The sequence below is a fragment of the Vibrio sp. 947 genome (assembly GCF_033339115.1).
Taxonomy (GTDB): Bacteria; Pseudomonadota; Gammaproteobacteria; order Enterobacterales; family Vibrionaceae; genus Vibrio; species Vibrio alginolyticus.
The window spans coordinates 226,155-248,380 of sequence record NZ_JAWOTX010000004.1 but is presented as its reverse complement, the minus strand read 5'-3'; the positions used below and the strand labels follow the sequence as shown (position 1 = coordinate 248,380).

The window sequence follows — 22,226 nt, the reverse complement described above, 5'->3', positions numbered from 1 at the left end:
GGTTGTTAGTTGCTAAAAATCTGCTATCATCCACGCCACTAAATTTTTAACTGAATTCAGCTTGGACTGCTAAAAAAATCTGCTGTCTAAAAAAAGATCACGAAAACCTGTAAAAAGGATCTGTTCGGGTCTTGAGCAATGCATATCAAGTTAGTATAATGCGCGACCTTTGATAGCCTTGTATGGATTTTCCATAGCGGTTCTTAACCTCTAACTTCTTTTCGAGAGATAGAGAGGTTCGGCCACCAAGGTTGATATCGAGCTGAAACGATTTTGGAGAAGACATTCATGTCACGAGTATGCCAAGTAACTGGTAAGCGTCCAGTAACGGGTAACAACCGTTCACACGCACGAAATGCTACTAAGCGTCGTTTTCTGCCGAACCTACAAACTCATCGTTTCTGGGTAGAGAGCGAAAAACGTTTTGTTAAACTACGTCTATCTGCTAAAGGTATGCGCATCATCGACAAGAAAGGTATTGATACTGTTCTTGCAGACATGCGTGCACGTGGCGAAAACGTTTAAGAGGAAATAAGCAATGGCAAAGAAAGGCGTTCGTGAGAAAATCCGTCTAGTATCTTCTGCAGGTACAGGCCACTTCTACACAACTGATAAGAACAAGCGTAACATGCCAGGCAAATTTGAGATCAAAAAGTTTGATCCAGTAGTTCGCCAGCACGTTATGTACAAAGAAGCAAAAATCAAATAATTGGTTTCAGTCTCTTTGATGAATTGAAAAACCCAACTTTCGAGTTGGGTTTTTTTATTACCTGAATAAAAATGCTGAAGAAAAGTGTTCAGTACGTCATCGGATTATAAAGTACTGCTGAAGTCATTTTACTGGTCCGACTCTATACTCGAATTTTTGATTGATCGCTCTCTGCCGCTTAGTTACCACTTCCCTACACACTTGCACACCGTTGTTCTAGTCAAGCTCAATACTCTTTGGTAATTTACTCATAACTATAAGAGAGTAGAGATGGTTATGCGTGTGAGTCCGGCTCGTCGCCGCCGATGGAACAATATTCTTATTCTGGGCATTATCGCGTTTATAGTGATCTTAAATGCGCCGATGTGGATCAAAACTTACCTATTAACAGACCAAGCAGCCCCTTACCCAAATGTACTTCGCTCCGACTATACGGTGGAGTCTTTGTACTATAGTGGCTGGGAGTTCGAGCTGCATGATGGACGGTGGCAATCCAACATCAAAGTTGATGCACCGATCAGTGAACTTGTATCACGCTGGCAATCATTGGAAGGGACCGAGCTTACCTCAGAACAGTACGACCATTTAAAACCTAACCTAGCGGTACCTGAAACGGTAGAAGTCTGGTATCAGGATCTCGAAGAGCCGCAGCGGGTGACTTTCTTTCGTTTACCTGATTTTTGGCTATTTAAAACCTGGCAAGACAAATGGGTCGCTATCTCCGTCGATGAAAACTACCTTATGCCAGAGTAGAGCCTTTTTGCGCCTATACCCCTAATAAGCTTCCCTATTTATCGTTTTTCTTTTCGATTATGCTAGCAGCGAGAACTATTAGCCGGTGAATTGGAGAATCTAATGCCTGAGTTGCCAGAAGTTGAAGTCAGTCGTATGGGAATTAGCCCCCACATGGTTGGACAAACGATCCAGTCGTTTACTTTTCGAACGCCTAAATTGCGCTGGGATATTCCTATAGAGCTTAAAAAATTGGAAGGGCAGGTGATCCGTGCGATTAGCCGTCGCGCGAAATACTTACTGATCGAGACAAACACAGGTACAGCCATTGTTCACTTGGGCATGTCGGGGTCTTTACGTGTCCTAGATGCCGACTTTCCGCCAGCAAAGCACGATCATGTGGATCTCAAACTAAGCAGTGGAAAAATACTGCGTTATAACGATCCGCGTCGTTTTGGGGCATGGCTGTGGTGTGCTCCTGACGAGTCACATGCTGTACTAGCAAACATGGGGCCTGAGCCTTTAACTGAAGAGTTCAATGCGGAATATGTAGCGGAGAAAGCTAAAAATAAGCGTGTCGCCGTCAAGCAGTTCATCATGGACAACAAAGTCGTGGTTGGTGTCGGGAACATCTACGCGAATGAGTCGTTGTTTAAATCTCGAATTCACCCTTCAAGGCCTGCAGGTAAGCTAACTTCTCAAGAGTGGGGGTTACTTGTTGAAAATATCAAAATGACACTTGAGATTGCCATTACGCAAGGTGGGACTACGCTGAAAGACTTTGCGCAAGCCGATGGAAAGCCGGGTTACTTTGCACAAGAGTTATTGGTTTACGGAAAAGCCGGAGAGCCATGCCCAGAATGCGGCGAACGACTTCAAGAGCTAAAAATAGGGCAGCGTAATACCTTCTTTTGTGGTGAGTGTCAGAAGTAAGACGAGCTAATATCGAGCTTAAGTTGTTGTAATCTTGCGCTAGAGCCTCAATAATTCAATCAGTTTCGAATAACTTAGTAAATTATATGAAAGTCATTTATCCGGGCACTTTTGATCCAGTGACTAATGGTCACCTCAATCTAATAGAACGTACTCACGAAATGTTTGATGAGGTTGTGATTGGCGTAGCCGCAAGCCCATCGAAGAACACCATGTTTTCATTGGAAGAGCGTGTTGCACTGATGCAGGACGTTGTAGCGCATTTACCTGGTGTGACGGTAAAGGGGTTCTCTGGGTTATTAGTGGATTTCGCGAGAGATGAGCAAGCTAAGGTTCTTATTCGTGGTTTGCGAACAACGGTAGACTTTGAATACGAGTTTGGACTGACCAACATGTATCGAAAGCTGTTACCAGGTATCGAAAGTGTATTTTTGACACCTGAAGAAGAGTTTGCGTTTCTATCGTCGACTATCGTGAGAGAAGTGGCCATTCATGGCGGAAGTATCGATCAGTTCGTTCCCAAGCCAGTAGCCATCGCGATTGGGGAAAAACTGAATGAAAGACAGTAAATTCCCTTATTATTTCTCAAACGCTCTCTCGATACTTATCCCTCGTTTTGTATATCGAGCACAAGCCAAGCGTTTACTTTCGAATTTAACTGAAGCCGAGAAGCAACTCTGCCTGGAGCGGGTGAACTATTACAACAAGTGTGAAACGCCGTTTTCAGTCGATAGCCGAGAACAAAGTTACGCGACTGTCGATACATTCAAAAAAACGAAAGGTTGGACGTATTTTTTCGATCTTCGCCAAGTTGTACGCTATTTCCCTTCCAGTTTTGCGTTTAACTACATCAACGGTGATGTTACACACATTCCCAATGTACCGAGCTTTATAAAAAGCCGCCCTATTTTTGGTAGCAACCAAAATTCAGTGGTGTTGAAACTTAATCAAGTTCGTCATTTTAAATTTATTGATGATCCTGTTCGCTATCAAGATAAAAAGGACATGGTAGCGTGGCGTGGCGTGGGTTTTCAGCCGCATCGTAAAAAGGTGATTCATGCGTTTTACAACCATCCGCAATGCAATATTGGCCAGACCCGCCCGGTAGAAGGGAAACCATGGGAAAAGGGCTTTATGAGTATTGAAGAGCAACTGCAGTATAAGTTTTTGCTCTGTATAGAAGGCAATGATGTGGCCACCAACCTTAAGTGGGCTATGTCGTCTAACTCCTTGGTTATTATGTCAAAGCCAAAATATGAGACTTGGTTTATGGAAGGTAAGTTAGAGGCAGGCGTCCACTATGTTGAAGTGAAGGATGACTATTCGGATTTGCCCGAAAAGATGGATTATTACCTAGCGAATGAGCAAGAAGCATTAGCGATCATTGAAAATGCGCACCAGTGGGTTGAGCAGTTCAAAGATAAACGTAAAGAGCGTTTGATCTCATTGATGGTTGCCGATAAGTACTTCGCTTTATCTCAGCAACAATAAAAAGGGGCGAAACGCCCCTTTTTATAATCTTAAGCTTCTAGAAATTGATCAACACCATTCTCACAGCGTTTAAGCTTGTTTTTAATTGTGTTTTCTAAAATCTCGTCATTTTGTCCGAGTGACGCGCGAGAGTTTTCTACGTGGTACAAGTGGTAGCCTACACCTGCAAATTTTAGGTAAAGACGTGACTTACCCGCATTCAACATGCGATGAACAAACTCGCTGTCTTCGCGTCCCCATCCAACAAAATCTTGGTTGAAGCCATTCACCTCGATGACATCTTGTCGCCAAAACGCCATGTTGCAGCCGCGAGTGGCTTTATCGTTATTACGCTCGTAAGAGAACCATTTCGATAGCAAGGCGTTGGTGATGCAGTTTTTACGATTGCGAATGCCTTTGCTGAAAATGGAAGGCACTAAGCCGTTTTCCATGATGGCCTTGCTGCAGCTTTCATCCGTTAACACACGTCCACCCTGCACAAACCAATTTGGTTTTGCGACTTGCTTATGTGATTCAATAAACGTTTGGGACAGCACCATGTCGCCATCAATCATGATGAGGTAGTCACCTGATGCTTTGGCGATCGCACGGTTGCGGCTCATTGAAAGCTGAAAGCCATTATCCTCGTGCCAACTATGAATCAGTGGAACCGGAAAACCTTCACGCATTTGGTCAACCATTGCTTTGGTGTCTTCTCGAGAGCCATCATCTGCAACAATGACTTCGTCAGGCAAAACGGTTTGACGTTTCACGCTTTCTAACACCGCTTTTAATGCTTCTTTCCAGTTGTAAGTGGTGATAATTAAAGTCGTTTTCATGATTTTTTTGCCTGTTCACGTAAGTAGAGATCGATATATTTTACAAAAGTAGAGTGCATGCTTAGCCAAGCTAGAATGAAGCCATGCTTGCCATCAAGGAAGCCTCGTTTGAGAACATACATCTTCAAAAAGCTAGCAAGAGCGTGAACGATAGCGGTCGTTAAACCCGCTTTCTTTTTACCTTCACGTTCATCCGTCCAGGCCTTGAGGTAGCCAGTGGTTTTATTGATGTAATGATGAAGGTGCTCGTAAGTGTAGTGATGCAGTCGACCATCCAGTTTTTCAGTTTGATAGTTTTTCTCATCAACTTTTTCATGAACGAGCGAATCATTATATTGCGTATATTCGGTGCGATATAAGCGCACAATCCAGTCTGGAGACCAACCAGAATGGTAGATGAACTTACCAAACGCTGAGCTTAGTCGATTAAGTTTGTATAAAACGTTCGGCTTATTGGCTGATACCGCGTGTAAGATACTTTCTTTTAGCTCTGGAGTGACTTGTTCGTCTGCATCAAGCCATAAAACGTAGTCTGCCGTAACGTATTGCTGCGCAAGTTGGCGTTGTTTACCGAAACCTGGCCAATCTAGATTGGTGTAAAACTTATCTGTGTATTGTCGGGCGATTTCTTCGGTGCGATCGGTGCTGCCCGAGTCTAGAAGGACAATCTCATCGACCCAATCTTTTACTGTGTCTAGACAAGCTTGTAAGTGCTTCTCTTCATTTTTTACAATTAAGGCAACGGCTAAGGTTGGTTTGGACAAGGTCATTTCCTTCTTAACAAATCAAGACAGTAAGTTTACTGGTATTGAGGATACAAATCTTCTAAGACTTGATCGAACATGCTCATTACTTGAGTGCTGGTAATGCGGTTCATTGCCGTTTCATCTTTAGCGCGAGTTCGCCAGCTTAACTCGTGACTGTTTTTACCTGTTTCCGCAAAGATCGTTTCTTCATACACTGAGATAACGTATTTTAGGTAGCGGTAAGGTCCCACTCGCAGCGGATTATGGTGTGCATAGAGCCCGATGATTGGCGTTTTCATGGCATTCGCCATGTGTGCTGGTCCGGTATCGGGGGCGATGACTATTTCAACCTTATCTATTAACGCAAGCATTTGTAGAATTGAACTTTGTCCAACTAAATTTAGACACGGCTCTTCCAAGCGAGATTGAATGACTTCTGCCAGATCCAATTCTACCTGAGCAGGGCTGCCTGCCAGAATCACGTTCCAGCCTTTTGCTCTGGCGTGATGAATCACATCCACATAACCTTCCGCGTTCCAGTTTTTATAAGCTTTGCTCGCACCAGGCACAATCAGCAGGTTAGGTTTACTACGAGAAATATGAGACTCTGCCCAAGCTTGGTCGTGGTCTGAATAAGAAAGTACCCAGTCTAGTTCTGCCTTTGGTACCCCAATTTGATGGGCAAAGGCCATTAAGCCATCTGCGACATGCAGAGATTGCGGGGAAGGCACTTTGACATTGGTAAATAGTGTTTGAAAGTCCTGGCTTCTATCAGAAGAGAAACCAAGTTTGTATTTTGCTTTAATGCCCAACGTTGCGACACTTGCTCGAATCGCGTACTGCATATGCAATAGCGCATCAAACTCTCTGCCTTTCAGCTGTCGCCAAAGTGATTTGTAGCCATCAAGTCCCGCTTTTTTATCAAAAACAATCACTTCTACACCATCGATGGCGGCTAATAACTGGGCTTCAAGTTTACCCGTTATCCAAGTAATCTGGGTCGAAGGCCAGTGTTTCTGAATAGCTTGAATGGTGGCGATAGTATTGCAAACGTCTCCGATAGCGGACAAACGCAAGACGCATAGTGACGATGGGGCAGAAGTGAACATAATTATTGTCTGATTCGATGAATAGAGGCAGGTAAATTATGCAGACATCCCCAATAAATGTAAAATACACGGCTCGAATATAGCTAAGTACTGATAAGTGTTCTGCAATGTCAAAGACAACACCACATCAATCGCAAGAATCTGGCAAGCCGGGTAACACCGGACTAAAGCGCATCGTTAAAGCGACGGGTTATTCGATCCAAGGATTAAAAGCGGCTTTTAAGCATGAAGCTGCCATTCGACAAGAGTTGGCTCTGTTGAGTATTGCTGTGATTTTGGCTTGGCTAGTGGATGTCGGCATGGTTGAGCGTATCTTAATGATCGGGGTCGTGGTATTAGTCTTGATTGTAGAGCTTGTAAACTCAGCGATTGAGGCGGTAGTGGATCGTATCGGTATTGAACGGCATGAACTCAGTGGGCGAGCTAAAGATATAGGCTCTGCTGCCGTTATGGTTGCTTTGGCGTTTGCTGCATTTACTTGGTTGTATATATTAGCCAGCCGGTATTTAGGCTAGAGGGTGAGCGCATGACTCAACAGTATAAAAACAACAACCAAGTGATCTGGTTTGATGACGAGATCATTACAGACCCTAGCCAACCGATATTTGATGCGGAATACTGGCAGTCCTTAGACAAGGTGGTTGGCAGTGCGACGGGGCGAGGCACGACATGGTTTATCCAACTAGAGAACATGCAAGCGGCACTACGTCATTACCGTCGTGGCGGTTTGTTTGGGAAGTTAGTTAACGATCATTATTGGTTCTCTGGCTGGGATAACACCCGTTGTGCGCAAGAGTTTCAGCTTTTGTTGGCGCTAATTGAGGCTGGGGTGCACGTTCCTCGTCCTATTGCAGCAAGAGCCGTAAAGTCAGGACTCTTCTATCAAGCTGATTTATTAAGTGAGCGAATCCCAAACGCCAGAGATCTGGTTAGTATCTTGCAAGAACAGTCTTTATCGGTAGAAATGTATCAGAAAATAGGGCAAGAAATTGCCAAGATGCATCAGGTTGGCGTTAACCATACCGATTTGAATATCCACAATATCTTGATCGACGACAAAGATAAGGTATGGATTATCGATTTTGATAAGTGTCGTTTTGAAACTTCTGGTGACTGGAAGCATCAAAATCTAAATAGACTTCTGCGTTCATTTAATAAAGAGCGTTTAAAGCGACAGATTATTTGGCAAGAATCCGATTTTGAACATTTTCAGGACGGTTATACTTCTCAATCTTAATTGAGTTTTTTATCATTTTATATTAATTGCTCTAAGTAAGCCTTCTTGAGTCTAACGATGCTCGAGTGAGTCTATAAACTACAATAATCATAAAGTATTCATGTGTATCTGATGGCACAAAAATTAACGTAGGTAACATTTGTAATGAAAATATTAGTAACCGGTGGAGCTGGCTTCATTGGGTCAGCCGTTGTCCGACATATCATTCGTGACACCCAAGATACCGTTATCAATTTAGATAAACTGACCTACGCAGGGAATCTAGAATCACTGGTTGATGTCTCAGAGAGTGAACGTTACCACTTCGAGCAAGTGGATATCTGTGACCGAGCTGAACTAGATCGCGTGTTTTCAGAGCATCAACCCGATAGGGTGATGCATTTGGCCGCCGAGTCTCATGTCGATCGCTCTATTGATGGTCCTGCTGCTTTTATTGAGACCAACGTGATGGGCACTTACCATTTGCTTGAAGCGGCTCGTCAATATTGGTCGGGCTTAGATGAAGCGCGCCAATCGGCATTCCGTTTTCATCATATTTCTACGGATGAAGTGTATGGCGATTTAGAGGGTACGGACGATTTGTTCACCGAAACCACCTCATACGCGCCGAGCAGCCCATATTCTGCATCTAAAGCTTCGAGCGATCACCTGGTTCGCGCTTGGCAACGTACTTATGGCTTACCAACACTTATCACTAATTGCTCCAACAACTATGGCCCGTACCACTTCCCAGAGAAGTTGATCCCTCTGATGATTTTAAATGCCCTCGATGGCAAGCCGTTGCCTGTGTATGGTGATGGTATGCAGATCCGAGATTGGCTGTTTGTGGAAGACCATGCTCGCGCGCTGTACAAAGTGGTCAACGAAGGTGAAGTCGGTGAAACCTACAACATTGGTGGCCATAACGAAAAAGCCAACATCGAAGTGGTGAAAACCATTTGTGCTTTGCTTGAAGAGCTGCGACCAAACAAACCTGCAGGTGTTGAGTCTTATGAATCTTTGATCACGTATGTGAAAGATCGCCCAGGTCATGATGTGCGTTACGCAATTGATGCCACCAAGATTGCTCAAGAGCTTGGCTGGACGCCAGAAGAAACGTTTGAAAGCGGTATTCGCAAAACCGTGGAATGGTACCTCAATAATCAGCAATGGTGGCAACGCGTGCTTGATGGTTCATACAGTTTAGAGCGATTAGGAGCGGGCGAATAATGAAAGGCATTATTTTAGCAGGTGGCTCGGGCACTCGCCTTTACCCTATTACACGCGGTGTCTCTAAGCAGTTACTGCCGGTTTATGACAAACCAATGATTTACTACCCGTTGTCGGTACTCATGCTAGCTGGTATTCGTGAAATCTTGATCATCACCACGCCAGAAGACCAGGAAGGATTTCAGCGCCTATTGGGTGATGGCTCAGAGTTTGGCATTGAGTTGCAATACGCGATTCAACCAAGCCCAGACGGCTTAGCTCAAGCCTTCATCATTGGTGAAGAATTCATTGGCGATGACTCAGTATGTTTGGTGCTGGGTGACAACATCTTTTATGGGCAAGGGTTCACTCCAAAGTTAAAGAAAGCGGTTGAGACGGCAGAGAGTGGCAATGGGGCTACGGTGTTTGGCTACCAAGTGAAAGACCCTGAGCGATTTGGTGTGGTTGAGTTTGACGCCGACAGAAAAGCTATCTCTATTGAAGAAAAACCAGCTAAGCCAAAGAGCCACTATGCTGTGACGGGGCTGTATTTCTTTGACAACCAAGTCGTGAGTAGAGCTAAGCAAGTCGAACCATCAGAGCGAGGTGAGCTGGAAATTACCACATTAAATCAAATGTACCTAACAGCAAACGAGCTCAATGTTGAAATGTTAGGGCGTGGTTTTGCCTGGTTAGACACAGGTACTTACGAAAGCTTGCTCGAAGCTGCTCAATTTGTTTCGACGATAGAGAAACGACAAGGTTATAAGATTGCATGTTTGGAAGAAATTGCCTTTAACAATGGTTGGATTAGCAAACAGAAGTTAATGGCGGCAGCTGATGCCCTTAAGAAGAACAATTATGGTATCTACCTATCAAGCATTGTGAGCGAAGATGACAATTAAACTTAACAGCCCATTAGCCCCAGACTTAACTAAGCTTTCTAACTATTTATCTCAAGTAAATGAGAGTGGTTGGTATACTAACTTTGGGCCATTGCATGAAAAGCTTACTAGACGACTTGAAACGTTTTTGGGTGTTAAAAACTTATTGTTAGTTTCTAATGGTACGCTGGCACTTCAGGTGGCATGTAAAGTTTTAGGAATTGAATCCGCGATCTCTACACCATTTAGCTTTGTTGCAACTTCATCAGCGTTGATGTGGCAAGGTATTGATGTGAGCTATTGCGATATCGATTCAAAATCTTATAACTTATCTCCAGATGCTTTGAAAGCAGCTCTTGAAGCAAATTCTCAAGTAGATGGTGTTGTTGCAACACATGTATATGGAAATCCTTGTGAAGTTGAGAGTTTCAAAGAAATTGCAGAGCAATATAAGGTCAAAGTTCTATACGACGCTGCTCATGCATTTGGAGTTAAGGTTGGTCAGGAGTCTCTCTTAAACTTTGGCGATGCTAGTACATTGAGTTTTCATGCCACTAAGATATTCCATACAGTCGAAGGTGGTGCAATTGTATTCAAGCGGCATGAAGATTATTTACGTGCGAAAGAGTTCATTAACTTTGGTCTTCAAGCGAATGGACAATTAGGCGAGCCAGGTATTAATGCAAAGTTGAATGAGTACCAATGCGCAGTAGGATTAACACTACTTGATCAGATTGAAGAGGTAATTGAGCATCGATCCAACCTGTTTAGTTTGTACCGGACGCTTTTAGAACCTTATGTTGAATTACCTCTTTGGCTACCCGAAGCGTCGTATAACGGTGCTTACATGCCAATTTTCGTTAGAGATAAAGACAAGCAGGAAAGACTACTTGATGCTTTGTCTGAGCATGATATTGAACATCGACGATATTTTACACCATCTTTAGATGTTGCTTACCCTGATAATCTGAGCTTTGGATGCCCTATAAGTCAGCAGATATCAAAAGGAATTATTTGTCTACCGCTACATGCCAGTATGTCTTCAAATGATGTTGAAGCAGTATGTAAAGTTATAGAATTGATATTAAATTAACCATGTGAGAGTTCTTATAGTATGAAAATTGCTATTATGCAGCCTTATTTTTTACCATATATTGGCTACTGGCAGCTCTTGGCTTCTGTAGATAAATTTATTGTTTATGATGATATTCAGTACACCAAGAAAGGGTGGATAAATCGTAATCGTTACTTAAGTGCTTCAGGGAAAGTAGAGACTTTTACCATTCCTATTAAGAAAGACTCTGATTACCTTGATGTTAGAGAGCGTTTTATATCTCCAACATTCTTGAAAGAAAGAACTAAACTATTAAATAAGATTAGAGAGTCTTATCGAAAGTCACCAAATTTTGATGAAGGATATCAGATTTTTAGTGATATTTTGTTGGATGAAGAAGATAATCTATTTCTTTTCATTCTAAACTCTATAGAAAAAATAAAATCTTATTTAGATATTGATACTGAAATTATAATTTCATCGAGTCTGAATAATAAAAATCTTAAAGGACAAGATAGAGTTATAGATACTTGTGTTAAATTAGCTGGTGACACTTATATCAATCCTCCTGGAGGGCGGGATTTATACAGTGAATCGAACTTTCGATCTCAAGGCTTAACTCTAGAATTCCTAAATGTATCATTAAAACCATATACGCATACTCAGACAAGTGATTTTGAGCCAGGACTTTCAATACTTGATATGATTTTTAATGTACCTAAGACCCAGTTGATGGATTATTTAATATGAAAAGATTTGCAATTCATTCTGTGCCAAGATCCGGTTCATCTTGGTTAGGTGAGATTATTAATAGCTCTCCTGATGTTAACTATCTATATCAGCCGCTTTTTTCCTACGAGTTTAAATCATTTCTAGATGAAAATTCTAAAAAAGATGATATCGATGCATTTTTTAATAACATTGCACAAACCAACTCTTCTTTTATTCGTCAAGATGCTGAACGAAAGGAAGGTCGTAAGCCTATATTCGAAAAGAACAATCATTTGGGTACTATCGTATATAAGGAAGTTAGATACCATCATATTATAGAGAATATGATCAAAAAGTGCCCTGATGTAAAGGTTTTAGGCTTGGTTAGAGACCCGAGAGCTGTAATTAGCAGTTGGTATAATGCAAAGCGAGAATTTAGATCCGATTTAGGCTGGCTTTTGGAAGAAGAGTTGATCTATGCAGGCAAGAAAAACTTAGAGAAAAAAGAAGAATATTTTGGTCTGTCTAAGTGGGTGGAGACTACAAAGTTATTTGAAAAACTTTCTCAGCTGTATCCAGATAACTTTAAACTCGTGCACTATAGTGCGCTACTAGAAGACCCTCTAGAACAAGTTGAAGATATATTCGATTTTCTAGGGCTAGAGCTTACCTCACAAACTAAGTCATTTCTTATATCAAAAAAGAAGGTTGATACTACCTACTCTGTATTCAAAAACAAGGATAAAGACATAAGCTGGCAAAATAGCCTTGATGCAGACATTGTAAGTCGTATAGAGGATTTTGTTAAAGAGAGTAAGTTGGAACACTACTTGTAGGTCGGTAATAATATGTCTGTTAAAGTTTCAATTCTTTGTGTTTGTTATAATCACTCTAAATATATTGAAAAAACAATTAGTAGCTTTCTCAACCAGTTCTGTGATTTCGAATTTGAAGTTATTGTTTATGATGATCTCTCTACGGACAATAGTAGAGAAATTATTGATGAGATATGTGAAAAGCATTCGAACATAGTTCGAATGTATACTGATGAAAATCTTTACTCTAAAGGCATCCGAACTCTAGCATTGTCACACTTATCACCAAAGGCTAAAGGAGAGTACTTAGCTTTTTGCGAAGGTGATGACTATTGGATAGATAATACAAAGCTACAGAAACAATTTGATGCTTTAGAGGGGAACCCAAATATAGACCTTTGCTTTCACCCAGCATACTCAGAGGACCCAGAAGGCAATAGAGAGCTAGTCTCAAATCATTTTGAGGGAACCCATTACGTTTCTACTGATGAAGTTATACTAGGAGATGGTGATTACTGCCCAACAGCATCTTTATTTATCCGTAAGTCTGCTTTATCCCTAGCTTCATCAAGCACTATTAAATTAATGCCATGTGGGGACTATTTTATGCAGATTATGTCTTCTGTAAAGGGAGGCGGAGTCTACTTACCTGAACCAATGTCTGTATATAGAATTAATCAAAAAGATTCTTTTTCAACAAGGATATCCTCGTCCTCTCACGAAAATCAGAGAGACTTTTTGTTAGCAATGGCCAATAGTTTGGAGTCACTAAAACAAGACTTGGATGGAGTGAACTTAAAGTCATTTAACAATCGAATAAGAAAATATAAACAGAGAGCGCGAAAATCTCAAAGGAAGGCGATAAAGGAGAGGATCAGAAATCTAATATTCTCTAACCCTTCCCAATAAAATAGGTGAGCGATATGTTTATGGCTCACCTATTTATTTAGTTTATTTTTACACAGCCCCACTCTGGGAAGTGCTTACATACATAAGCATTGAGCTCTTTCTCTGCTTCTGAGTAAACACGAGCTGGTTCTTCAGTATGGTTTAATTGTATCGATGACACCATACCCGCGCCGACAGTCACGTTACTAATGCGGTCAATAATGATAAAAGCGCCAGTTTGAGGTAGCTGCTGATAAACATCCATTGCAACTTTATCGGTAAGCTTTATTGAGGCGAGTGCAATCTCGTTTAACTCAAGGCGCGTATTTTTATGATCATGCTGCTTAAGTGTATTGACATCAACCTTATGCTCAATTTGAGAAACCTTACCTGTACAGGTTTTAGTCGCAAATTTGAATAGGTATTCTTTATGCGTTTGCATCGGGGATTCATCCATCCAAACGATATGAGCTTGGTAAGCGTCTACAACCTCCGGAATGTTGTTGGAATGGACAAGCATATCGCCGCGTGACACATCGATTTCATCTTCAAGCGTTAGGGTGATGGCTTGACCCGGCATTGCTTCTTTTAGCTCACCATCGAAGGTAAAGATAGATTTGATGCGAGAAACTTTGTTCGATGGAAGAGCAGTAACCTCATCACCAACCTGTACAATGCCTGAAGCAAGGGTGCCACAAAAACCACGGAAGTTTAGGTTTGGGCGATTGACATATTGCACTGGGAAGCGCATGACTTCAGTGTTGATGTCTTGGTTAATCTTAACTGTTTCAAGCAGCTTCATTAATGTAGCGCCAGGGTACCAATCCATGTTCTCACTTGGAGTGACAACATTGTCGCCTTTTAGAGCAGAGATTGGCACAAAGCGGATATCCTTGATGTTGAAGTTCTTTGCCATATCTCGGTAATCGGCTTTGATTTTCTGATACACCTCTTGGCTGTAGTCCATCAGATCCATTTTGTTAACGGCAACGATAACGTGCTGAATTCCAAGTAGACTACAGATATAGCTATGACGACGTGTTTGCGTCTGGATACCGTGGCGAGCATCAACCATTACAATCGCAAGATCACAGGTAGAAGCACCCGTAACCATATTACGAGTGTACTGTTCATGTCCTGGAGTGTCGGCGATGATGAATTTACGCTTGTCGGTTGAGAAGTAGCGGTAGGCAACATCAATCGTGATGCCTTGTTCACGCTCGGACTGTAGACCGTCGACTAGTAGTGCTAAGTCGAACGCTTCATCTGTCGTATTGAACTTTTGAGAATCTTTTTCGATCGCAGCCATTTGATCTTCATAAATCAGCTTGCTGTCGTATAGTAGGCGACCAATCAGTGTAGATTTGCCGTCATCAACGTTACCACAAGTTAAGAAACGAAGTAGGTCTTTGTTTTCATGTACGTTTAGGTACGCTTCAATGTCTTTAGCGATAAGCTCAGAGCTATGAGACATAATGACTTCCTTTTAAATGTATTCTTTTTCAGTGAGCGCTTGAATCACTTGGTCGGCACACGCTTCGACAGACAGCTCAGCTGTCTTGATGTGAATTTCTGGAGATATAGGCGCTTGGTACTCAGAGTCGATGCCAGTGAAGTGTTTAATCTCACCTGCGCGTGCCTTTTTATACAGGCCTTTAGGATCTCTTTGCTCGCAGATTGCGAGTGGAGTATCAACAAACACCTCTAAAAACTCGCCTTGCTGCATTAACTGGCGCACTTGCTTTCTATCTGAGATAAATGGCGAAATAAACGCGGTCAGAACAATGTTCCCGGCATCGACAAATAGTTTAGCCACCTCGCCAATGCGGCGAATGTTCTCAATACGGTCTAGATCACTAAAGCCAAGATCTTTGTTTAGACCGTGGCGCACATTGTCACCATCAAGAAGGTAACTATGTTTACCTAACGCTAATAGCTTGCTTTCTACCGCGTTAGCGACGGTCGATTTTCCTGAGCCACTAAGTCCGGTAAACCAAAGTACAACAGGCTTTTGCTGCTTAAGCGCAACACGATCTTCATGAGTTACGCTGGTGTTATGCCAAACCACATCGTCACTCACAGACTCATTGTGCTTCTTTTGATACGGCGAGGTCATAGTTAGAAGTAACCCTCACGTTTCTTTTTCTCCATGGAGCCAGAGCTATCGTGGTCAATGGCACGGCCTTGGCGCTCAGAAGTGGTTGTAAGCAGCATCTCTTGAATGATCTCTGGTAGCGTTGTTGCTTGAGATTCAACCGCTCCCGTTAATGGGTAGCAGCCTAGTGTACGGAAGCGAACCATGCGTTGTTCTACCGTCTCCCCTTCACGAAGCTCCATGCGATCATCATCTTTCATGATCAACATACCGTCACGCTCAACGACGGGACGCTCTTTTGCAAAGTACAGGCTTGGAATCTCGATGCTCTCTAGGTAGATATATTGCCAGATATCCAGCTCAGTCCAGTTAGAAAGAGGGAATACGCGAATGCTCTCGCCTTGGTTTACTTTGCCGTTGTAGATATTCCAAAGCTCAGGGCGTTGATTTTTAGGATCCCAGCGGTGATGTTCATCACGGAAAGAGTAAACACGCTCTTTCGCGCGAGACTTTTCTTCGTCACGACGAGCACCACCAAAAGCAGCATCAAAGCCATGATTATCTAAGGCTTGTTTTAGGCCTTGTGTCTTCATGATATCAGTATGTTTTGAGCTGCCATGCACAAATGGGCTGATGTTCATCGCAAGCCCTTCTGGATTTTGGTGCACAATCAGCTTCATACCAAGCTTTTTCGCCATGTAGTCACGAAACTCAATCATTTCTTTGAATTTCCATGTGGTATCAACATGCATAAGGGGAAACGGGGGAATGCCAGGCGCAAAGGCTTTCTGCGCAAGGTGTAGCATCACTGAAGAGTCTTTACCAACAGAGTAAAGCATCACTGGGTTATCAAACTCGGCAGCTACCTCACGCATAATATGGATAGATTCTGCCTCAAGCTGCTTAAGGTGAGTCATTCGTTGTGGAGAAAGTTTCATTCCGGTCTCTCTTTGATTTGATGAGGGAGTTAAACGCCATAGATAGTTGTGATAGCCGTTAATACTAAACCGCTATACGTAATACTCATCGGCACCCCAATCTTTATATAATCCTTGATACAGTACTGACCTGCATTGTAAACCATTAAGTTGGTTTGGTATCCATATGGGCTAATAAAGCTTGCACTTGCGCCGAACGCGACAGCTAAAATATAGCTGTGAAGATTTGCATCTAGACTCGTCGCAAGGGCATAAGCAACGGGGAAGACTAAGGCCGCCGCCGCATTGTTGGTGACCAACTCCGTTAGCAATAAAGTGACCAAGTAAACCATGATAAGCCCTGACAATGGGCTCATAAATTCAGCTTGTTCTGTCATTGCGCTCCGCAGGAGGTCGACTGCTGTACTATTATCTAATGCCTGAGACAGCAAAAGTGCAGATGAAATTACTAGCCATATCTGGACTGGTAGCCTTCGTATAATTTCATTCGTTTTCAGTGCTCCAGTTAATAGTAGAACACCAAGCAACAAGATCAGGTTGTGCAGCAGTGGAGCTATCTTCATAGCTGCAAGAGCGATAGCACTAAAAAAGCCAAGAACAGCGATAATTTCTTGCGGTCCTTTGAGTAGCCTATCGGCTTTTAGCGCTTGGAGCTGTATAAAGTTTTTAGCGATGTTATTTCGCTGGTGATAGTCATCACCTACAGCGAGTACCAGATAGTCGCCAGCTCTTAAGGTAACTTCACCGAGCTTTCCGGAAACCGTGTGACCATCGCGTCGGATCGCGACCACTGCAGCGTTGAACATAGCGCGAAAGCCAATTTGTTTTAGGGTCTTATTTACTAAAGCACTTTCAGGGCGTAATACGACCTCTTTGAGATCATGACTTAGCCTTTCGCCTTTATGAGCAAAGAGTGATAAGCCCGTGAATTGATTCAATTGAGTTACTTTTCTAATCTCTCCACAGAATAATAGGCGATCATTTTCCTCTATTAACTCATGTGGTGATACTGGTGAAATAGTTCTTCCTTGGCGATGAATCTCGACTAAAAACAGAGAGTTTAGATTTCTCAGCCCGTTGCGCTGAATAGTTTTACCGATAAGTGGGGAGTTTGGTTCTACCTCAGCATCAATGAAATATTGAGCTTGAGTATCTGCTCGTTCAATGTTGCTAGGTAGCCAATGGCTAAGTAAAAACAGGGTGAGCCCGCACCCAAGTACAGCAATGCCGCCAACAAGTGAAAAATCAAAAAAGGAGAGACTAGGTAGCCCAGCATCGAGCACCATACTATTGACGATTAAATTCGTCGAAGTGCCGATCAGCGTTAGTGTTCCGCCAAGGATGGCAGCAAAAGATAGGGGAAGTAGCAGTTTGCTGGCTGGGTGAAGGGTATTGGCACGTATTGGGGCGATCATGGTGGAGACCACCGCTGTGTTGTTTAGAAATGCTGAAGACAATGTGGTTATCGAGAACAGTCGAACCCAGGTAGATTTATAGCTAGGTTTGATGACTAATTGCGAGATTCTACGAAGTAGTGAGGTCTTTTCTAAAGCTAGCGAGCAGATGATAAGTAGTACCAGCGTAAGTACGCCAGGATTGGCAATACTGCTAATGAGTTGCTCTGTCGATACGGATCTGCTGCTATATAAAACAAGCAAAACTACTCCAAAAACCTTTTCAGGTTTGTTTTGATACCTTGTGACAAGGGCAATTATTGCAATCACAAAAACGGTAATGACAAAGTAGGCTGAATGGGTCTGTGACATTATTTAATTGCTTCAATTGTTTTTTGAGTCGAGTTTAAATAGCCTTGAATAAAATCACTCATTTGCTGAGAGTTACTATGTTGAAAGCGCTCTAGTACTTTACTCGCTAGCTGAGTTTTATCGGTAATGTCTATAATATTCAGAGCAATCATGTCTTCTACAATAGCTTTGAAGTTGAAGTAACTAGGGCCTGATATCACTGGAACGTTGAGTGCGACTGGTTCAAGCACATTATGTCCACCAACTTTATCCCCAAGCAAACTCCCAGCCATAAAGCAAACATCACTGGCACCAAGGAGAATCAGCATTTCACCCATAGTATCAGCAAGGTATACCTGTGTATCGGCGTTAACTATTGCAGCATTGGTTCTTCTGGTGCTATTGAAGCCGGAATTTTGGCAAAGCGCAAACACATCATCAAATCGTTCCGGATGGCGAGGAACCAAAATAAGTAATGCATTTGGATGAGATTTTAAAACTTGTCTATGTGCATCTAATACCTGTTCGTCCTCGCCTTTGTGGGTGCTAGCTGCAATCCAAATTGGACGATCCTTTCCAAGCCGGGCTCGAAGCTGCTGTCCTTGCTGTTTCACTTGCTCTGATATTTGAATATCGAACTTAATCGAGCCAGTAACGGATAGTTTCTTTTTCTCAACGCCTAAGCGTTCGAAGCGCTCTGCATCTGAATCCGTTTGGCAGAGTACTTGAGTTAGGCATGGATGAAGCTGGTTAAAAAGCCGCTGTATTTTGGCGTAGTTCTGACACGATTTTTCAGATAGGCGAGCATTCACGACTGTTATAGGGATACCCGCTTTGTAAACATGGTGAAGCGTGTTTGGCCACAGCTCAGTCTCAATGATCAACATTTGTTTTGGTTGTACTGCTTTAAGAAAACCTTTGATAGCAAACCCAAAGTCAATTGGCATATAGCGGTGTTCAATTAAATCACCCAACTTAGCAATCTGTTCAGCTCCGGTACTTGTTGTTGTTGTAACTAGAATAGATTGTTCGGGGTTTTGTTCCTTAAGGGCTTTAATTAAAGGTGTTGCTGCTATGCTTTCACCAACAGATACGGCATGTATCCAAATAGGTTTGTCGTTGCTTTTTAGCTTGGGAGTGATACCAAAGTGCTCTTTCCAGCGAGAGCCGAACTTAGGCTTATTTGGTTTGCTCTTGTACAAACCAAATAAAAGCAGCGGTGACGCTAGAGCGAGTAGTATGGTATAAACAATACGAACTAACATGAGCTTATCGTAATGGCGTCAAGTTTTTGGATGCTATCTAGCACTTGCTTAGGCGAAAGTTCTGTCAAACACTTAAGGTGTTTGTATTGACATTCACGCTGGAAACAAGGGCGACAATCAATATCGGTATGAACAATCTCCACTTTTTCTGCGAGTGGGGGGGTGTACTTCGGTGAAGTTGAGCCATACACGGCAACAACATTACAACCAACCGCAGCTGCCACATGCATTAAGCCTGAGTCATTCGCGACAACAGTCTTACATGCAGCAAGTAAGTCGACCGCTTCAATTAAGCTGGTTTGGCCTGCTAGAACGTGAATGTCCTCATGGAATTGCGTCGGAACAAGTGCGCGAATATTGTTACAAGTCTCTAAGTCCTTTTGAGAACCAAACAACCAGATTTGATGCCCAGAACGAGCCATTTGCGTCGCAACTTCAGCGTAGTGTGTTTCGGGCCATTTTTTGGCAGGACCAAACTCTGCTCCTGGGCACAGTCCAATAATTGGTTGGTCTTGCGTTAAGTTGAACTTTTTGAGCGTGGCTTGTTGCTCTGCTTCGTTGATTGCAAGGCGTGGGCGAGGTAAAGTTTCAAGCCCGCCAAGAGAGTTAGAATCCACCATTTCTGCTTTTGGATAAGCTAACGCTACATAGCGCTCTACCATGTACTGAAAAGACTTCATGTTAGGGCGTAAGTCATTCAATAAACCATAGCGCATTTCTCCTTTCCAGCCAGTACGAAGAGGAATGTTGGCAAACCATGGGATCAGTGCTGATTTCGCTGATTTAGGCAAGATATAGGCGTGGTCATATTGCTTTTCACGTAATGATTTACCAATTTCCCTGCGGCCTAATAAGTTAAACTCACCATGACCGATAGGCATTTCAATCGCTTGGTGGATTTCTGGCATACGATCAAGAATCGGTTTACACCATCCTGGAGCGATAACGTCAATTTGGCTATCTGGATGGCGTTGCTTTAATACGATATATAACGATTGCGACATTACCATATCGCCGACCCATGCCGGGCCAATGACTAAAATCTTCATGCTTTGTTTTTCCAGTATAGGAATTTCAAAATTGACTCATAAGTTCTAAAAAGTTCAGCGTATATTTTATTCGCAAGAGTCATTTTGGATTTATCTTTTCTTTTACCACCAATCGTCGAAGCAATCTCTGCTCTAGTAAAGAGATCTGGAGACACGCTGTAAACTTGAACACCATGTCTCCATGGTTTTTCCATGTAGTCATCGACTGGTTCAATAAACTCTTGAGCATGCATAACAAACTTTGAGGCTGCTTTAGGTGTGACGATATAAGCGGTGGTACCACAAGTGCCTGCTGAGTATCCCCCTAGCATATGATTATCATCAATAGGTACGATTGGGGTGAATACACGCTTCTGAGTGGCAGACAACTTGATGTAGTCATAATTAGAAGTCAATGGAAGGGTATGTTCGAGTACTTGCTTCAGCCCTTCGACGGGGTCGACGTTGTCTTCTAAGATGACGATCGGTTCATTAAGCTCAACACAGCGAACCCACAACTCGTAATGGCTTGCAAAACAGGCGACTTCACTGGTTTTTAATTGATACCCTTTGCGGCGTAGAGTAATGGTAGGACGACTTTTTTCTGAATGAAGAAAACGGTCAACAGAGCCATCTATTGCATCAAAAAATTCAAACGTAATGCCTTGTTGTTTTAACTTTTCTTCAATACGTTCTCGGCGATCTAGCGATCGAGCCAAGCTTACGACAAATACTTTCACTGCACTTTCCAGTCGCTGTTATATCTTGGTTTAAACAAATTGTAATAGTTATTGCCGTCTTCTTGAGAGTGCAGCAACTGTAGTACCCACATATATTGTTCGGGTTTATCACCGACAAAATATTCAATGGCTTCATTACAGGTACGAGCGTCTTGCTCTTCGCCTTTATCCAGCTCAAACGCTGGTAAAATCTCAATATCAAACGTACCATCTTCAGTGTTCATCGACGCAAATAGAGGTAGTACTTTTGAGCGTGATAGTTTCGCAATTTTGCCTAAACCAGGTAGCGTTGCTTTACGTGTTGCAAAAAAATCCACAAACACACTATGCTCTGGGCCGTGATCTTGATCGGGTAGGTAATACCCTACATAGCCATCTCGAATGGATTTCAGGAAAGGCTTAATGCCACCTGAGCGTTCATAAACACGGCCACCGTATTGGACTCTTTGCTTGTGCATTAGCCAGTCAGCAACATCATTCTTTTGTTTCTTCGCCATTGCAGAAACTGGCATTCCCATTGACGCGAGCAAGATAGCAGGCACATCAATTGCCCAAGAGTGGGGAACCATTAAAATCACATTTTCGTTGTTATCAATGTGCTGTCGTAAAATGTCTAGGCCGCGAATTTGGCAACGGTTCTGAAGCCATTTTGGTGAGCGTAAACTTAGTAACCCGAAGCGAAAAAAGAACATGGCTGCTGTGTAGAGTGTTTTTTCTATCAAAGTTTCACGTTCTTGGAACGACTTTTCCGGAAAACACAGCTCAAAGTTAACCCTCGCTCGGTGAGCTGGACCTTTGTGGGATTTACACAGTTTTTTGGCTATGGTTTTCGCTAACCACTTTTGTAAACCCAGAGGCATTAATGATAATGGTAAAAATAAGAGAACACCTAACCACGTGCCCCAGTACTTAGGCGACAGAAAGTGGCGCTTAAACTCAGGGTTATATGCTTTAGGGTCGAAGTCATCACGTTTTATGGTCATGGCGTGTCTAGTTACCTACTCGTGTACGGGCGAAGTGGTTTAAATGAGAAAAAGATAGTTAGGAATGATACAGGCTATTGCACTTGAGTAAAGGTGGCAGGTTATGGTTCTACCACC

General features: G+C 42.6%; 25 protein-coding genes. 14 read left to right on the top strand and 11 right to left on the bottom strand.

All coding sequences use genetic code 11. The features are described 5' to 3' along the window. Positions 1-288: 288 nt before the first annotated feature. From rpmB to R7Q39_RS07230, 6 genes are all read left to right on the top strand, one after another. Positions 289-525: a 50S ribosomal protein L28 gene (rpmB, locus tag R7Q39_RS07255; RefSeq protein ID WP_005384783.1), complete on the top strand. Its 237-nt coding sequence runs from the start codon at positions 289-291 to the stop codon at positions 523-525. Positions 526-538: 13 nt separating this feature from the next. After that, complete coding sequence (gene rpmG / locus R7Q39_RS07250) at positions 539-709, top strand: 50S ribosomal protein L33 (RefSeq protein ID WP_004410866.1); 171 nt, start codon at positions 539-541, stop codon at positions 707-709. A gap of 276 nt (positions 710-985) precedes the next feature. After that, the gene (locus tag R7Q39_RS07245) at positions 986-1,462 is read left to right on the top strand and encodes a hypothetical protein (protein WP_262651925.1); all 477 of its coding nucleotides are present in this window, start codon (positions 986-988) and stop codon (positions 1,460-1,462) included. A gap of 102 nt (positions 1,463-1,564) precedes the next feature. Continuing rightward, positions 1,565-2,374: a bifunctional DNA-formamidopyrimidine glycosylase/DNA-(apurinic or apyrimidinic site) lyase gene (mutM, locus tag R7Q39_RS07240; RefSeq protein WP_258657589.1), complete on the top strand. Its 810-nt coding sequence runs from the start codon at positions 1,565-1,567 to the stop codon at positions 2,372-2,374. 86 nt (positions 2,375-2,460) lie between these two features. After that, on the top strand, positions 2,461-2,943 hold the full coding sequence (gene coaD, locus R7Q39_RS07235; RefSeq protein WP_005395788.1) for a pantetheine-phosphate adenylyltransferase: 483 nt from the start codon (positions 2,461-2,463) through the stop codon (positions 2,941-2,943). Further along, entirely contained in the window at positions 2,930-3,865 is a 936-nt protein-coding gene (locus R7Q39_RS07230; RefSeq protein WP_053307285.1) for a glycosyl transferase family 90, read from the top strand. Before coaD ends, R7Q39_RS07230 begins: the two co-directional genes overlap by 14 nt. Positions 3,866-3,894: 29 nt before the next feature. On the opposite strand, the gene R7Q39_RS07225 is transcribed toward R7Q39_RS07230, so the two are convergent. From R7Q39_RS07225 to R7Q39_RS07215, 3 genes are read right to left on the bottom strand one after another with little or no spacing between them, the layout of a single operon-like run. Further along, on the bottom strand, positions 3,895-4,683 hold the full coding sequence (locus R7Q39_RS07225) for a glycosyltransferase family 2 protein (protein WP_005379421.1): 789 nt from the start codon (positions 4,681-4,683) through the stop codon (positions 3,895-3,897). Continuing rightward, a complete protein-coding gene (locus R7Q39_RS07220) occupies positions 4,680-5,447 on the bottom strand; it encodes a glycosyltransferase family 2 protein (RefSeq protein ID WP_005395793.1) in 768 nt (255 codons plus the stop codon). The genes R7Q39_RS07225 and R7Q39_RS07220 overlap by 4 nt, the downstream gene beginning before the upstream one ends. 35 nt (positions 5,448-5,482) lie before the next feature. Beyond that, positions 5,483-6,538, bottom strand: coding sequence for a glycosyltransferase family 9 protein (locus tag R7Q39_RS07215; protein ID WP_170893627.1), 1,056 nt, complete (start codon positions 6,536-6,538; stop codon positions 5,483-5,485). 107 nt (positions 6,539-6,645) lie between these two features. On the opposite strand from R7Q39_RS07215, the gene R7Q39_RS07210 reads away from it, so the two are divergent. The 8 genes from R7Q39_RS07210 (at position 6,646) to R7Q39_RS07175 (ending at position 13,336) form a co-directional block, all read left to right on the top strand. Then, positions 6,646-7,053, top strand: a complete 408-nt coding sequence (locus R7Q39_RS07210) for a diacylglycerol kinase (RefSeq protein ID WP_005395798.1) — start codon at positions 6,646-6,648, stop codon at positions 7,051-7,053. An 11-nt stretch (positions 7,054-7,064) separates the two neighbouring features. After that, on the top strand, positions 7,065-7,775 hold the full coding sequence (locus R7Q39_RS07205) for a 3-deoxy-D-manno-octulosonic acid kinase (protein ID WP_170893628.1): 711 nt from the start codon (positions 7,065-7,067) through the stop codon (positions 7,773-7,775). A 144-nt stretch (positions 7,776-7,919) separates the two neighbouring features. After that, positions 7,920-8,984, top strand: coding sequence for a dTDP-glucose 4,6-dehydratase (rfbB, locus tag R7Q39_RS07200; RefSeq protein ID WP_318075966.1), 1,065 nt, complete (start codon positions 7,920-7,922; stop codon positions 8,982-8,984). Next, the gene (gene rfbA, locus R7Q39_RS07195) at positions 8,984-9,868 is read left to right on the top strand and encodes a glucose-1-phosphate thymidylyltransferase RfbA (protein WP_054576842.1); all 885 of its coding nucleotides are present in this window, start codon (positions 8,984-8,986) and stop codon (positions 9,866-9,868) included. Before rfbB ends, rfbA begins: the two co-directional genes overlap by 1 nt. After that, positions 9,858-10,940: a DegT/DnrJ/EryC1/StrS family aminotransferase gene (locus tag R7Q39_RS07190; RefSeq protein ID WP_170893629.1), complete on the top strand. Its 1,083-nt coding sequence runs from the start codon at positions 9,858-9,860 to the stop codon at positions 10,938-10,940. The genes rfbA and R7Q39_RS07190 overlap by 11 nt, the downstream gene beginning before the upstream one ends. A 21-nt stretch (positions 10,941-10,961) precedes the next feature. Further along, a complete protein-coding gene (locus tag R7Q39_RS07185) occupies positions 10,962-11,651 on the top strand; it encodes a WbqC family protein (protein ID WP_170893630.1) in 690 nt (229 codons plus the stop codon). Beyond that, positions 11,648-12,448 carry a sulfotransferase family protein gene (locus R7Q39_RS07180; RefSeq protein WP_170893631.1) on the top strand — a complete coding sequence of 267 codons (801 nt, stop codon included), beginning with the start codon at positions 11,648-11,650 and terminating at the stop codon, positions 12,446-12,448. The genes R7Q39_RS07185 and R7Q39_RS07180 overlap by 4 nt, the downstream gene beginning before the upstream one ends. A 12-nt stretch (positions 12,449-12,460) precedes the next feature. Next, a complete protein-coding gene (locus tag R7Q39_RS07175; RefSeq protein ID WP_318075965.1) occupies positions 12,461-13,336 on the top strand; it encodes a glycosyltransferase family A protein in 876 nt (291 codons plus the stop codon). Between the two features lie 37 nt (positions 13,337-13,373). Here the strand turns inward: R7Q39_RS07175 and cysN are convergent, their stop codons facing one another. Genes cysN through lpxM form a run of 8 tightly spaced genes read right to left on the bottom strand, consistent with a single transcriptional unit; the run spans position 13,374 to position 22,109 of the window. Then, the gene (cysN, locus tag R7Q39_RS07170) at positions 13,374-14,789 is read right to left on the bottom strand and encodes a sulfate adenylyltransferase subunit CysN (protein ID WP_054576847.1); all 1,416 of its coding nucleotides are present in this window, start codon (positions 14,787-14,789) and stop codon (positions 13,374-13,376) included. 12 nt (positions 14,790-14,801) lie between these two features. Continuing rightward, positions 14,802-15,431 (bottom strand): adenylyl-sulfate kinase, encoded by a 630-nt coding sequence (gene cysC / locus R7Q39_RS07165; protein WP_132936690.1) that lies wholly within the window; start codon positions 15,429-15,431, stop codon positions 14,802-14,804. Positions 15,432-15,433: 2 nt separating this feature from the next. Beyond that, complete coding sequence (gene cysD / locus R7Q39_RS07160) at positions 15,434-16,348, bottom strand: sulfate adenylyltransferase subunit CysD (protein ID WP_049534422.1); 915 nt, start codon at positions 16,346-16,348, stop codon at positions 15,434-15,436. 29 nt (positions 16,349-16,377) lie between these two features. Further along, complete coding sequence (locus R7Q39_RS07155; protein WP_132936692.1) at positions 16,378-18,114, bottom strand: SLC13 family permease; 1,737 nt, start codon at positions 18,112-18,114, stop codon at positions 16,378-16,380. Next, the gene (waaA, locus tag R7Q39_RS07150) at positions 18,114-19,358 is read right to left on the bottom strand and encodes a lipid IV(A) 3-deoxy-D-manno-octulosonic acid transferase (RefSeq protein ID WP_318075964.1); all 1,245 of its coding nucleotides are present in this window, start codon (positions 19,356-19,358) and stop codon (positions 18,114-18,116) included. Before waaA ends, R7Q39_RS07155 begins: the two co-directional genes overlap by 1 nt. Then, positions 19,352-20,407, bottom strand: a complete 1,056-nt coding sequence (gene waaF, locus R7Q39_RS07145) for a lipopolysaccharide heptosyltransferase II (RefSeq protein WP_064368919.1) — start codon at positions 20,405-20,407, stop codon at positions 19,352-19,354. Before waaF ends, waaA begins: the two co-directional genes overlap by 7 nt. Next, entirely contained in the window at positions 20,404-21,126 is a 723-nt protein-coding gene (locus R7Q39_RS07140; protein ID WP_132936694.1) for a glycosyltransferase family 25 protein, read from the bottom strand. The genes waaF and R7Q39_RS07140 overlap by 4 nt, the downstream gene beginning before the upstream one ends. Beyond that, positions 21,123-22,109 carry a lauroyl-Kdo(2)-lipid IV(A) myristoyltransferase gene (gene lpxM, locus R7Q39_RS07135; RefSeq protein ID WP_171345971.1) on the bottom strand — a complete coding sequence of 329 codons (987 nt, stop codon included), beginning with the start codon at positions 22,107-22,109 and terminating at the stop codon, positions 21,123-21,125. Before lpxM ends, R7Q39_RS07140 begins: the two co-directional genes overlap by 4 nt. Positions 22,110-22,226: the final 117 nt, after the last annotated feature.

What these genes read in the sequence shown, in the direction of transcription:
- R7Q39_RS07215 (WP_170893627.1), bottom strand. Translation starts at nt 6,538, where the DNA reads ATGTTCACTTCTGCCCCATCGTCACTATGCGTCTTGCGTTTGTCCGCT.
- cysD (WP_049534422.1), bottom strand. Translation starts at nt 16,348, where the DNA reads ATGAAACTTTCTCCACAACGAATGACTCACCTTAAGCAGCTTGAGGCA.
- R7Q39_RS07245 (WP_262651925.1), top strand. Translation starts at nt 986, where the DNA reads ATGCGTGTGAGTCCGGCTCGTCGCCGCCGATGGAACAATATTCTTATT.
- waaF (WP_064368919.1), bottom strand. Translation starts at nt 20,407, where the DNA reads ATGAAGATTTTAGTCATTGGCCCGGCATGGGTCGGCGATATGGTAATG.
- cysN (WP_054576847.1), bottom strand. Translation starts at nt 14,789, where the DNA reads ATGTCTCATAGCTCTGAGCTTATCGCTAAAGACATTGAAGCGTACCTA.
- R7Q39_RS07175 (WP_318075965.1), top strand. Translation starts at nt 12,461, where the DNA reads ATGTCTGTTAAAGTTTCAATTCTTTGTGTTTGTTATAATCACTCTAAA.
- rpmB (WP_005384783.1), top strand. Translation starts at nt 289, where the DNA reads ATGTCACGAGTATGCCAAGTAACTGGTAAGCGTCCAGTAACGGGTAAC.
- R7Q39_RS07155 (WP_132936692.1), bottom strand. Translation starts at nt 18,114, where the DNA reads ATGTCACAGACCCATTCAGCCTACTTTGTCATTACCGTTTTTGTGATT.
- R7Q39_RS07210 (WP_005395798.1), top strand. Translation starts at nt 6,646, where the DNA reads ATGTCAAAGACAACACCACATCAATCGCAAGAATCTGGCAAGCCGGGT.
- R7Q39_RS07185 (WP_170893630.1), top strand. Translation starts at nt 10,962, where the DNA reads ATGAAAATTGCTATTATGCAGCCTTATTTTTTACCATATATTGGCTAC.
- waaA (WP_318075964.1), bottom strand. Translation starts at nt 19,358, where the DNA reads ATGTTAGTTCGTATTGTTTATACCATACTACTCGCTCTAGCGTCACCG.
- R7Q39_RS07225 (WP_005379421.1), bottom strand. Translation starts at nt 4,683, where the DNA reads ATGAAAACGACTTTAATTATCACCACTTACAACTGGAAAGAAGCATTA.
- R7Q39_RS07205 (WP_170893628.1), top strand. Translation starts at nt 7,065, where the DNA reads ATGACTCAACAGTATAAAAACAACAACCAAGTGATCTGGTTTGATGAC.
- rfbB (WP_318075966.1), top strand. Translation starts at nt 7,920, where the DNA reads ATGAAAATATTAGTAACCGGTGGAGCTGGCTTCATTGGGTCAGCCGTT.
- R7Q39_RS07190 (WP_170893629.1), top strand. Translation starts at nt 9,858, where the DNA reads ATGACAATTAAACTTAACAGCCCATTAGCCCCAGACTTAACTAAGCTT.
- cysC (WP_132936690.1), bottom strand. Translation starts at nt 15,431, where the DNA reads ATGACCTCGCCGTATCAAAAGAAGCACAATGAGTCTGTGAGTGACGAT.
- lpxM (WP_171345971.1), bottom strand. Translation starts at nt 22,109, where the DNA reads ATGACCATAAAACGTGATGACTTCGACCCTAAAGCATATAACCCTGAG.
- mutM (WP_258657589.1), top strand. Translation starts at nt 1,565, where the DNA reads ATGCCTGAGTTGCCAGAAGTTGAAGTCAGTCGTATGGGAATTAGCCCC.
- R7Q39_RS07230 (WP_053307285.1), top strand. Translation starts at nt 2,930, where the DNA reads ATGAAAGACAGTAAATTCCCTTATTATTTCTCAAACGCTCTCTCGATA.
- rpmG (WP_004410866.1), top strand. Translation starts at nt 539, where the DNA reads ATGGCAAAGAAAGGCGTTCGTGAGAAAATCCGTCTAGTATCTTCTGCA.
- rfbA (WP_054576842.1), top strand. Translation starts at nt 8,984, where the DNA reads ATGAAAGGCATTATTTTAGCAGGTGGCTCGGGCACTCGCCTTTACCCT.
- R7Q39_RS07180 (WP_170893631.1), top strand. Translation starts at nt 11,648, where the DNA reads ATGAAAAGATTTGCAATTCATTCTGTGCCAAGATCCGGTTCATCTTGG.
- coaD (WP_005395788.1), top strand. Translation starts at nt 2,461, where the DNA reads ATGAAAGTCATTTATCCGGGCACTTTTGATCCAGTGACTAATGGTCAC.